General features: G+C 58.4%; 14 protein-coding genes. 10 read left to right on the forward strand and 4 right to left on the reverse strand.

The window, feature by feature from the left end:
- Window positions 1-179: 179 nt before the first annotated feature.
- On the reverse strand, window positions 180-1,088 hold the full coding sequence (locus tag QP884_RS04635; protein ID WP_284820976.1) for a hypothetical protein: 909 nt from the start codon (window positions 1,086-1,088) through the stop codon (window positions 180-182).
- Between the two features lie 557 nt (window positions 1,089-1,645).
- On the opposite strand from QP884_RS04635, the gene rplN reads away from it, so the two are divergent.
- Genes rplN through rplE form a run of 3 tightly spaced genes read left to right on the forward strand, consistent with a single transcriptional unit; the run spans window position 1,646 to window position 2,887 of the window.
- The gene (gene rplN, locus QP884_RS04640) at window positions 1,646-2,014 is read left to right on the forward strand and encodes a 50S ribosomal protein L14 (protein ID WP_005322812.1); all 369 of its coding nucleotides are present in this window, start codon (window positions 1,646-1,648) and stop codon (window positions 2,012-2,014) included.
- 4 nt (window positions 2,015-2,018) lie between these two features.
- The gene (gene rplX / locus QP884_RS04645; protein WP_023027809.1) at window positions 2,019-2,333 is read left to right on the forward strand and encodes a 50S ribosomal protein L24; all 315 of its coding nucleotides are present in this window, start codon (window positions 2,019-2,021) and stop codon (window positions 2,331-2,333) included.
- 2 nt (window positions 2,334-2,335) lie between these two features.
- Entirely contained in the window at window positions 2,336-2,887 is a 552-nt protein-coding gene (gene rplE, locus QP884_RS04650; protein ID WP_200436216.1) for a 50S ribosomal protein L5, read from the forward strand.
- 108 nt (window positions 2,888-2,995) lie between these two features.
- Here the strand turns inward: rplE and QP884_RS04655 are convergent, their stop codons facing one another.
- Window positions 2,996-3,877 carry a hypothetical protein gene (locus tag QP884_RS04655; RefSeq protein WP_284820978.1) on the reverse strand — a complete coding sequence of 294 codons (882 nt, stop codon included), beginning with the start codon at window positions 3,875-3,877 and terminating at the stop codon, window positions 2,996-2,998.
- A gap of 140 nt (window positions 3,878-4,017) precedes the next feature.
- On the opposite strand from QP884_RS04655, the gene QP884_RS04660 reads away from it, so the two are divergent.
- Window positions 4,018-4,803, forward strand: coding sequence for a formate/nitrite transporter family protein (locus tag QP884_RS04660; RefSeq protein ID WP_284820980.1), 786 nt, complete (start codon window positions 4,018-4,020; stop codon window positions 4,801-4,803).
- Here QP884_RS04660 and fdhD read toward each other — a convergent pair.
- Together fdhD and QP884_RS04670 are read right to left on the reverse strand one after the other, a co-directional pair.
- Window positions 4,800-5,618 (reverse strand): formate dehydrogenase accessory sulfurtransferase FdhD, encoded by an 819-nt coding sequence (gene fdhD, locus QP884_RS04665; protein ID WP_284820982.1) that lies wholly within the window; start codon window positions 5,616-5,618, stop codon window positions 4,800-4,802. The two genes, QP884_RS04660 and fdhD, sit on opposite strands and share 4 nt — an antisense overlap.
- Complete coding sequence (locus QP884_RS04670) at window positions 5,618-5,866, reverse strand: DUF6457 domain-containing protein (RefSeq protein WP_284820983.1); 249 nt, start codon at window positions 5,864-5,866, stop codon at window positions 5,618-5,620. The genes fdhD and QP884_RS04670 overlap by 1 nt, the downstream gene beginning before the upstream one ends.
- Window positions 5,867-6,221: 355 nt before the next feature.
- On the opposite strand from QP884_RS04670, the gene rpsH reads away from it, so the two are divergent.
- Genes rpsH through rplO form a run of 6 tightly spaced genes read left to right on the forward strand, consistent with a single transcriptional unit; the run spans window position 6,222 to window position 8,865 of the window.
- On the forward strand, window positions 6,222-6,605 hold the full coding sequence (rpsH, locus tag QP884_RS04675) for a 30S ribosomal protein S8 (RefSeq protein WP_005322799.1): 384 nt from the start codon (window positions 6,222-6,224) through the stop codon (window positions 6,603-6,605).
- 15 nt (window positions 6,606-6,620) lie between these two features.
- Window positions 6,621-7,157, forward strand: a complete 537-nt coding sequence (rplF, locus tag QP884_RS04680) for a 50S ribosomal protein L6 (protein WP_005322792.1) — start codon at window positions 6,621-6,623, stop codon at window positions 7,155-7,157.
- Between the two features lie 3 nt (window positions 7,158-7,160).
- Window positions 7,161-7,562, forward strand: coding sequence for a 50S ribosomal protein L18 (gene rplR, locus QP884_RS04685; protein ID WP_005322788.1), 402 nt, complete (start codon window positions 7,161-7,163; stop codon window positions 7,560-7,562).
- A 40-nt stretch (window positions 7,563-7,602) separates the two neighbouring features.
- Window positions 7,603-8,226, forward strand: coding sequence for a 30S ribosomal protein S5 (rpsE, locus tag QP884_RS04690; protein ID WP_005322780.1), 624 nt, complete (start codon window positions 7,603-7,605; stop codon window positions 8,224-8,226).
- 3 nt (window positions 8,227-8,229) lie between these two features.
- Window positions 8,230-8,415: a 50S ribosomal protein L30 gene (gene rpmD, locus QP884_RS04695; protein ID WP_239278110.1), complete on the forward strand. Its 186-nt coding sequence runs from the start codon at window positions 8,230-8,232 to the stop codon at window positions 8,413-8,415.
- Between the two features lie 3 nt (window positions 8,416-8,418).
- A complete protein-coding gene (gene rplO, locus QP884_RS04700; RefSeq protein ID WP_005322777.1) occupies window positions 8,419-8,865 on the forward strand; it encodes a 50S ribosomal protein L15 in 447 nt (148 codons plus the stop codon).
- The last annotated feature ends 147 nt before the right edge of the window (window positions 8,866-9,012 follow it).

Raw genomic sequence — 9,012 nt, forward strand, 5'->3', positions numbered from 1 at the left:
CAGATCGGCCTTTTCTGCCTCAATTCAGCCTGATCAGATCGGCCTTAAATCGGATGGGCCCTTGACTCTGAGTGACCGCAGTTTTAGTCAGGCATACAAAAAGCTGTGCCGGCCGGACCGTAGTCCGACCGGCACAGCCAGTCTCAGTTTCAGACCCTACTCAGTAGGGGAGTTCTTTCTTAAGCGAAGAACTTGCGGCGTGCAGCGAAGGCGCCAGCAGCAACCATTGCAGCTACGGCCAGAGCGGCCAGAGCCTGTGCAACGGAGTTGGAGCCGGTCTCAGCGGCCATGCCGCGAACAGAGTCGGTGCCCTCGCCAGCAGCCGGTGCAGCCGGTGCGCCAGCCTGAGCAGCGTCGCCCTCGGCCAGCTTGCCGCCCTGAGCAACAACCTCATCCTTGTTGGCGTTCAGCATCTGCTCGGAAGCAGCCTTCTCCTCAGCGGTTGGCTCCTGGCCCTTGCGTGCCTCGTCCTTGACGTAGGTCTTGCCGTCCTGGGACAGGTACCAGGTGATGCCGCCGATAACCAGCGCTGCCGGAAGTGCCAACCAAGCCAGCTTCTTCTTGTCGAAGCCAGGCTTCGGATCCTCAGATGGGAATGCCTTGGCGTAAGCGTCGCGCATCTCGTCGGTGATCTCTTCGTTCACCTTAGCCGGGTCGTTTACGTAGACGGCCGGATCCTTCAGGCTCTGGTACCACTCGTTGCCCTCTGCGTCCTTCTTGGTGGCTGGGGCAGGGATGCCCTCTTCTTCGGAGCCCTCGGAGTCTGTACCCTCGGCGTCGGCTGCGCCTTCAGTATCGGTCTCGGTTTCAGGGGCTTCAGAATCAGTGTTTTCGCCATCCTCGGACTGCTGACGCTCCCAGATAGCGCGAGCCTGATCTTCAGTGAGGATAGGCGCGGAGTTCTCGCCGGCTGGGTTCTCAAAGCGGTCGCGTGGTGCGTAGCTGCCGTCGGACTGCTTGTCGTAGGTAATACCATCGGTTTCGATGGAAGCTGGTAGTGGCATCTGAGCCTGGGCGACGGCTGCGCCGCCGAAGGCGAGAGCGCCGGTCAGTACTGCAGCGGTCAGAGTCTGTGGCAAACGCTTCATGTGGTTCTCCTTAAGGGAATGTGTTGTTACGCGCATCCGGTGGAGGTACGCGCCAAAAGATATGAGTCGTTCTCGACGCCAATCACGATAGTCACAAGATTCACAGTTGTCACGCTGAAAACATTAGTCAACTGTAATTTCCATGGGTTACAGGTGTGGGAAACCTGGAAGAATAGAACGGGTGTGCGGCTAAAATTGCACTAAGGACCTTTAGGGTGTTGGGTGAATGTGCAGATAATGGGGTCAACTTTGCTATGTATGCGTGTCATTGCATTCGAAATTAGAGGTCAAGGGGTAGGCGGGGGTGTTGGCGAAAATAATTTGGGAGGAAAGGGGGCGTCGGCAAGCGCTAAGCAGTGTTTTGGTATAGGTGCTGGCGTGTGGTTGAATGTATAGGTTGCAAAAGCTGGTCGGCCCGTAGCGGTGCGTTTCCGAACCGCCGGTCCGAGACCCTTCGGCATAGTCCGTTGTCAAGGCTTGAGCATCGCAAGTTTGTAGACCGCGTGCGGCAAGGACGGAAATCTTACCGCACATCAATCCAGGTCAGGAGACCCATAGTGATTCAGCAAGAATCGCGTCTGCGCGTCGCCGACAACTCTGGTGCACGTGAACTGCTGTGCATCCGCGTTCTCGGCGGCTCTGTCCGACGCTCCGCTGGCATCGGCGACGTCATCGTCGCGACTGTCAAGGACGCCGTTCCAGGCGGCAACGTCAAGGAAGGCGACGTAGTAAAGGCCGTTATCGTCCGCGCCAAGAAGGAGACCCGTCGTCCGGACGGCTCCTACATTCGCTTCGACGAGAACGCTGCAGTTGTTCTCAAGGGCGATAGCGAGCCCCGTGGTACCCGTATCTTTGGACCGGTTGCTCGCGAACTTCGTGACAAGCGTTTCATGAAGATCGTTTCTCTCGCACCGGAGGTGATCTAGTCTTATGAAGATCCATAAGGGAGATATGGTGATTGTCATTTCGGGCCCAGATAAGGGCGCGAAGGGCAAGGTCATCGAGGCATACCCAAAGCGTGACAAGGTCCTCGTTGAGGGCGTTAACCGCATTAAGAAGCACGTCGCAAACTCTGCTGCCGAGCGTGGCGCCGAGTCCGGCGGAATCGTTACCCAGGAAGCTCCGATCCACGTGTCCAACGTTGCGATCGTTGACTCCGAAGGCAACCCGACCCGCGTGGGCTACCGTTTCGACGAGAACGGCAAGAAGGTCCGTATCGCGCGTAGCAACGGGAAGGACATCTAAAAATGAGCGAGAACTACACCCCGCGTCTGAAGACTCGCTACCGCGAGGAAATCCGCAAGTCCCTGAATGACGAGTTCAACTACGACAACGTCATGCAGATCCCTGGTGTCACCAAGGTCGTCGTCAACATGGGTGTTGGCGAAGCTGCACGTGACTCCAAGGTCATCAACGGCGCTCTCGAGGACCTGACCGCTATTACCGGTCAGAAGCCACAGCTGCGTCGCGCTAAGAAGTCCATCGCGAACTTCAAGCTTCGTGAGGGCATGCCCATCGGCGCACGCGTTACCCTGCGCGGCGACCGTATGTGGGAGTTCCTGGACCGCCTGCTGACCATCGCGCTGCCACGTATTCGTGACTTCCGCGGTCTGTCTGATCAGCAGTTCGACGGCCACGGCAACTACACCTTCGGCCTGTCCGAGCAGTCCATGTTCTACGAGATCGACATCGACAAGATCGATCGTCCTCGTGGTATGGACATCACCGTCGTTACCACCGCTACTAACGACGACGAGGGCCGCAAGCTCCTGCGCGAGCTCGGCTTCCCGTTCAAGTAAATAGAGCGCTAAAAATCCCAACTCCCCGGAAGGGGCGTTGGGATTTTCTAGTTTTACCGAGCCTCTTGAATTCAAAGGTGCGCAGGCGCTGGCGTGTGCGGACCTAGCTTAAGCTCTTTCGGCCTCTGTGTGCGTGGTGCCCTCATACTGCCAGCCGACGACCGCGTTGCGCACCGCTGGCTCCAGCGGATTCGCAGGTTGGATACAACTGATGGTGAGTAGGCGGCCGGGCATGGGGCCATCGCCCCAGATAGAGGCGTCGTCGGAAAGCCCCTGCTTATCAGGGTCGTGCAGGTCAGTTGCGGTATAGATGAGCCAGTTCTGCCCGGAGTCTTGGGTGCGCACGTAGAGCTTGTCTCCCAGATGAACCTTGTGCTCATTGGCAGAGCCATCGTAGAGATTATTGAATACGCCTGGCACGCCCGCACCCGTATGCCCGGCGATGACTACGATGTCCTGGGCCGTCGTGCCCGGCAGTGAATAAGGACGGTCTTCGGCTGTATAGGTGCAGGCCTTATTCATGGAATCCGGATTGATGGCGCCGTTAACTACGCGGCAGGAGCCGTCCTGGAAATCGGCATGGACCTCAATAGCCGGGATGAAGAGCTCGACCGCAGGTGAAGGGTCGATGGCAGGCGCCTCTTCTGCGGTGACTTCATTGGTCTCTAGTCCCTCTGGAGGGTTGACCACGCGGTTAATCGTGCTGGCGAGTAACACGGTAGCGACGATGCCGATGACCACGCGAAGGATGCCGGAGGACTTCCATACCTTTTTGATTCGCTCCCACAGTGTGGGCTTGCGGCGGTGCCGGGGAAGCGATGTTTCCTCAATGCGGCGCGGTGGGCGGCGGCGCTGTTGTTGGCGGGTGCGCGTTTCTGTCTGGCGCCACTGGCGATCAGCATCTGTGCGGTCGGATCGCGATGGAACGCTCCGGCGCCCATGAGCGGGAAGCCGATTCGGTTCCCTCCGCGGACGGTAGTGGGAATCCATGCGACCTCCGAAGAGAAGTTAGGGTTATAGGAAAGCTCTAGCTTACAACGCAGGGGTATGCATACCCGGAATTGACGCGGAATCAGGTGGTCACGATAAGATTAGAGCGATTTAATTCGCTCTAATTAATGAGGTAAAAGATGTCTCTCAATGATGCTGCCAAGGCGGCAGCTGTCAAAAAGGTCACCTTGTTGGATGAATCCTTCTCTCGCTTCGCGGTGCGCTCCACCTTGGCCGGCGTGTACCTGTGCATCGGTACCGCCTTCGCCGGTGTGGTAGGCCAAGCTGTCAATGGCGTTGCGCCGGGTTTGGGGGCTGTGGCTTTTGCCCTGTTTTTCGGAGTCGGCCTATTCGCCATTTTGCTCTTGGGTGCGGATCTGGCTACCGGCAACATGATGTACATGGTCTATGCCGCCAGCAATAAACACGTGGCATGGGGCAAGGCCTTTTACTTGCTGCTTATTACCACCATTTTCAACCTGGTGGGGGCGATCATCTTTGCCGCCATTATGGCGATGTCCGCCAAATTTGCTGACTTGGATCCTTCGCACCTGCTGGTGACGGTTTCTGAAGGCAAGCTCATCAAGTCCCCGCAGGGCATGCTGGTAGAGGCCATCGCCGCGAACTTCGTGGTCAACATGGGCATCGTCGGTGCCATCTTTGCCAAGGATGCGGCTTCAAAGTTCTTTGTCATCATCCCGATTATCGGAGCCTTTGTAGCGTTGGGCTTGGAGCACGTTATCGCAAACTTCTGCTTGTTTAGCATCACACTATTTGCTTCCGACCCGGTGCCGGCAGCCCTGACCGCCGGCAACGTAGCTCTCAATTGGATCCTGGTATGGATCGGCAACTTCATCGGTGGCGGCCTATTGGTTGGCGGCGTATACGCCTGGCTTAACCGCGGGCCGGAGGCCTACCGCGATTAGGCGAGCTCGCCGGAATACAGATTAAAGCGGTCGCCGCGGGCGAAGCCGACGAGCGCCATGCCGGTTTCGCGGGCCGTTTCTACGGCCAGGGAGGAGGCGGCGCTGACGGCAACCAGCATGCCAAAGCCGGCCATCGTAGCCTTTTGGACGAGCTCGAAGCTGGCGCGCGAGCTCATCACCAAAATGAGGTCATCGGCGGGGAGTCGTTCCTCTAATAGGAGGTGGCCGATGACCTTATCTGCGGCATTGTGACGGCCGATGTCCTCGCGGATGACTACCGGTTCACCGTCTAAGGTGAAGGCACCGGCGGCGTGAATGCCGCCGGTCTTTTTAAATTGCTTCTGCTCGGCCCGCAGCTTGTCCGGCAGCTTGGCGACGACATAGGGGTCCACTGGTATATGCGGAATCGGGTAGCGGGTCTGCTTAGTCAAAGCCTCGATAGAAGAGGTGCCGCATACGCCGCAGGCAGAATTGGTGGTGGTCAACCGAAGATCGCTCAGATCCAGCACATTCTTCTTCGCCAGATCGATGTCGAGCAGGTTGTAGGTATTCATGCCGTTGACGGTGGCGCCGGCGCAGTAGCGGGCCTCGGTGACGTCGCTAAGCGAAGCAATATGGCCCTCTGAATGCAAGAATCCATGCGCCAGCTCAATGTCATGGCCGGGGGTGCGCATGGTGGTAGTGATGGTCTGGCCACCCGCGCGGATTTCCAGAGGCTCCTCGCCGGCGACGGTATCGGCGCGGGTTTCAACCTGCAGGCCATCTCCCAGGCGGACCTTGGTGACAGCGAAGGTGGAGTTCTTGCGGCCGGCCATTACTGCAACTCCTGCTTCAGGGCAGCGATATTGCTGCGGGCTTCCTCTGCGTTGCCGGAAGCTAGTCCCACGAGGAAGGCAGTAAGTGGGGCCGCGGGGCGGGAGCGATTGTGCGCGACGTCCTTGGTGAGGTCCAGGATTTCGCGGGTGAGTGCGGTCGCCTCCTGAGGATCGAGGCCGAGGTGACGGGCGGCTTCTTCGAGCCACTCGTGTGCGGATTGGATGGGGTCCTCGTTTGTTTGGCTCATCACCATCTCCTTATTCACGTTCGTGCTGGTCTCGACTCTAATGAAGGGACAGGACTATTTGGAAAACCGCAGGTTATGGCGTAGCATAGTACCACGTGCTTGCGCCGAGGCGTTGGCGTGCCCCAATCATTGTGGATTTTGGCATGCTGAGCTGCAGAAAGCGCTGAGCCGATGCAAGAACTGAACATCAACTTTGTTGTAGGCCCCTCGCCGTAGATAGCGGACCGTTGTCTGAATCAAAGGGTGGCGAGCGCCTTACGGTATTGACCGTAGGGAGCGTGAGTAGCCCGAAATCACACGGAGAACGCTTTGGTGAGCACGGGAACCGCAACGAGAAAGGTACACGGTCACTCATATGACTATGACTGATCCTATTGCCGACATGCTGTCGCGCGTGCGTAACGCAAGTAATGCGCACCATGACACCGTGTCGATGCCTACCTCCAAGCTGAAGGCAAACATTGCCGACATCTTGAAGCAGGAAGGCTACATCGCTGACTACACCGTCGAGGGCCACACCCTGTCCCTCGAGCTGAAGTACAACAACCGCGAGCGCTCCCTGTCTGGCCTGCGTCGCGTGTCTAAGCCGGGTCTGCGTGTGTACGCAAAGTCCACCGAACTGCCACAGGTCTTGGGCGGCCTGGGCGTGGCTATCATTTCCACGTCCCACGGCGTGCTGACTGACCGTCAGGCTGAGGAGAAGGGCGTAGGCGGAGAAGTTCTCGCCTACGTCTGGTAAAGGGAGGTTTGACACATGTCTCGAGTCGGTCTAGCACCAATCGCCGTACCGAACGGCGTCGAAATCAAGATCAACGGCCAAGACGTTGAGGTTAAGGGCCCAAAGGGCACCCAGAGCGTTAACGTTCCAGAGCCTATCGCCATCAACCTGGAAGACGGCGTACTGTCCGTCTCCCGCCCTGATGACCACCGCAAGCACCGTGCTCTGCACGGACTGTCCCGCTCCCTGCTGAACAACGCCGTTGTTGGCGTGACCGAGGGCTACACCATCAAGATGGAAATCTTCGGTGTCGGCTACCGTGTCCAGCAGAAGGGTAAGGACCTGGAATTCAGCCTGGGCTACTCCCACCCGATCCTCATCGAGGCTCCGGAGGGAATTACCTTCGCAGTGGACGGCGCAACCAAGCTGTCCATTACCGGTATTGACAAGCAACTAGTCGGACAGATCGCCGCAAATATCCGTCGTCTGCGTAAGGACGATCCTTACAAGGGCAAGGGTATTCGCTACGAGGGCGAGCAGATCCGTCGCAAGGTCGGAAAGACGGGTAAGTAAGCAATGGCAAACACTGAAAACACCAAGCGCACTCCAGTCGGCAAGGACATTTCCTCTCGTCGTCGCGAAGCACGCGCACGCCGTCACTTCCGTATCCGTAAGACCCTGCGTGGCACCCCTGAGGCACCGCGCCTGGTTCTTCACCGCTCCTCCCGTCACATGCACGTCCAGGTCATCGATGACCTGGCAGGCCACACTCTGGTCTCCGCATCCTCCATGGAGGCGGACGTTCGTGCACTCGAGGGCGATAAGAAGGCCAAGGCCGCCAAGGTAGGCGAGTTGGTTGCCGAGCGCGCTAAGGCCGCTGGCATCGAGCACGTCGTATTTGACCGCGCAGGCTACAAGTATCACGGCCGCGTCGCTGCGCTGGCTGACGCCGCACGTGAAGGTGGTCTGAAGTTCTAATGATCATCGTCAACGGAAACATCAACGGAAGGAACGCCTAATGTCGGACCGTGAACAGCGTGACGGCGGACGCTCCGCCGAGAACAACAAGAACAACCGCGGTGGCAACGGCCGCCGCAACGATCGTCGTAACCAGCAGGACAACGAGCGCGATAAGTACATCGAGCGCGTTGTGACCATCAACCGCGTCTCCAAGACCGTTAAGGGTGGCCGCAACATGTCCTTCACCGCCCTCGTCGTCGTTGGTGACGGCCAGGGTCAGGTTGGCGTTGGCTACGGCAAGGCCAAGGAAGTCCCGGCCGCAATCCAGAAGGGCGCTGAAGAGGCTCGCAAGAACTTCTTCCGCGTTCCGATGATTGCCGGCACCATCACCCACCCGGTTGAGGGTCGCGACGCAGCTGGCATCGTCATGATGAAACCTGCCGCACCTGGTACCGGTGTTATCGCTGGTGGTGCTGCTCGTCCAGTGCTCGAATGCGCTGGCGTGCAGGACATCCTGTCGAAGTCCCTGGGCTCCGACAATGCACTCAACGTCGTCCGCGCTACCGTGGACGGCCTCAAGCAGCTGGTCCGCCCTGAAGAGGTTGCCGCACGTCGTGGCAAGTCCATCGAAGAGGTCACCCCGGCCCGTATGCTGCGCAAGCGCGCAGGTCAGGAGGCATAAGCAATGGCTCTGAAGATTACACAGGTAAAGGGCCTGGTGGGCACCAAGCCGAACCACCGCAAGAACATTGAGGCTCTCGGCCTCAAGCGCATCGGTCACTCCGTAGTTAAGCAGGACACCCCGATCGTTCGCGGTATGGTTCACAAGGTTCGCCACCTGGTCACCGTCGAAGAAGTGGCAGGGGAGTAAACCATGGCTGATATCATCAAGCTGCACGACCTGCGCCCAACCGCAGGAGCAAACAAGCCTAAGACCCGCGTCGGCCGCGGTGAGGCATCCAAGGGTAAGACCGCTGGTCGCGGTACCAAGGGCACCGGTGCTCGTAAGCAGGTTTCCGCTGCTTTCGAGGGTGGCCAGATGCCGATCCACATGCGTCTGCCTAAGTTGAAGGGCTTCAAGAACCCGAACCACGTTGAGTACCAGGTAGTTAACGTTGCTGACCTGGCTGAGAAGTTCGCAGATGGCGGCGACATCACCGTTGCTGACATCGCAGCTGCCGGCTTGGTCCGCGCTAACAAGCCGGTCAAGGTTCTGGGCAACGGCGACATCAACGTTAAGTTGAACGTCACCGCTGACAAGTTCTCCAAGTCTGCTGTAGAGAAGATCGAGGCTGCTGGCGGTTCCGCCAACACCAAGTAATCTCCTCTAGGTAGATTTCATCCCCCTCTCCGCACACGCGGGGCAGGGGGATTTTTAGTGCTTTATGACGGCTTGATTTCTAGTGGTCGTGGAAACACCTGACATGGGTTAGGTGATTGTGTGGAGTCGAAATGGGTTCCGGATTCT

Source organism: Corynebacterium tuberculostearicum, assembly GCF_030229345.1.
GTDB classification, from domain to species: Bacteria; Actinomycetota; Actinomycetes; order Mycobacteriales; family Mycobacteriaceae; genus Corynebacterium; species Corynebacterium tuberculostearicum_G.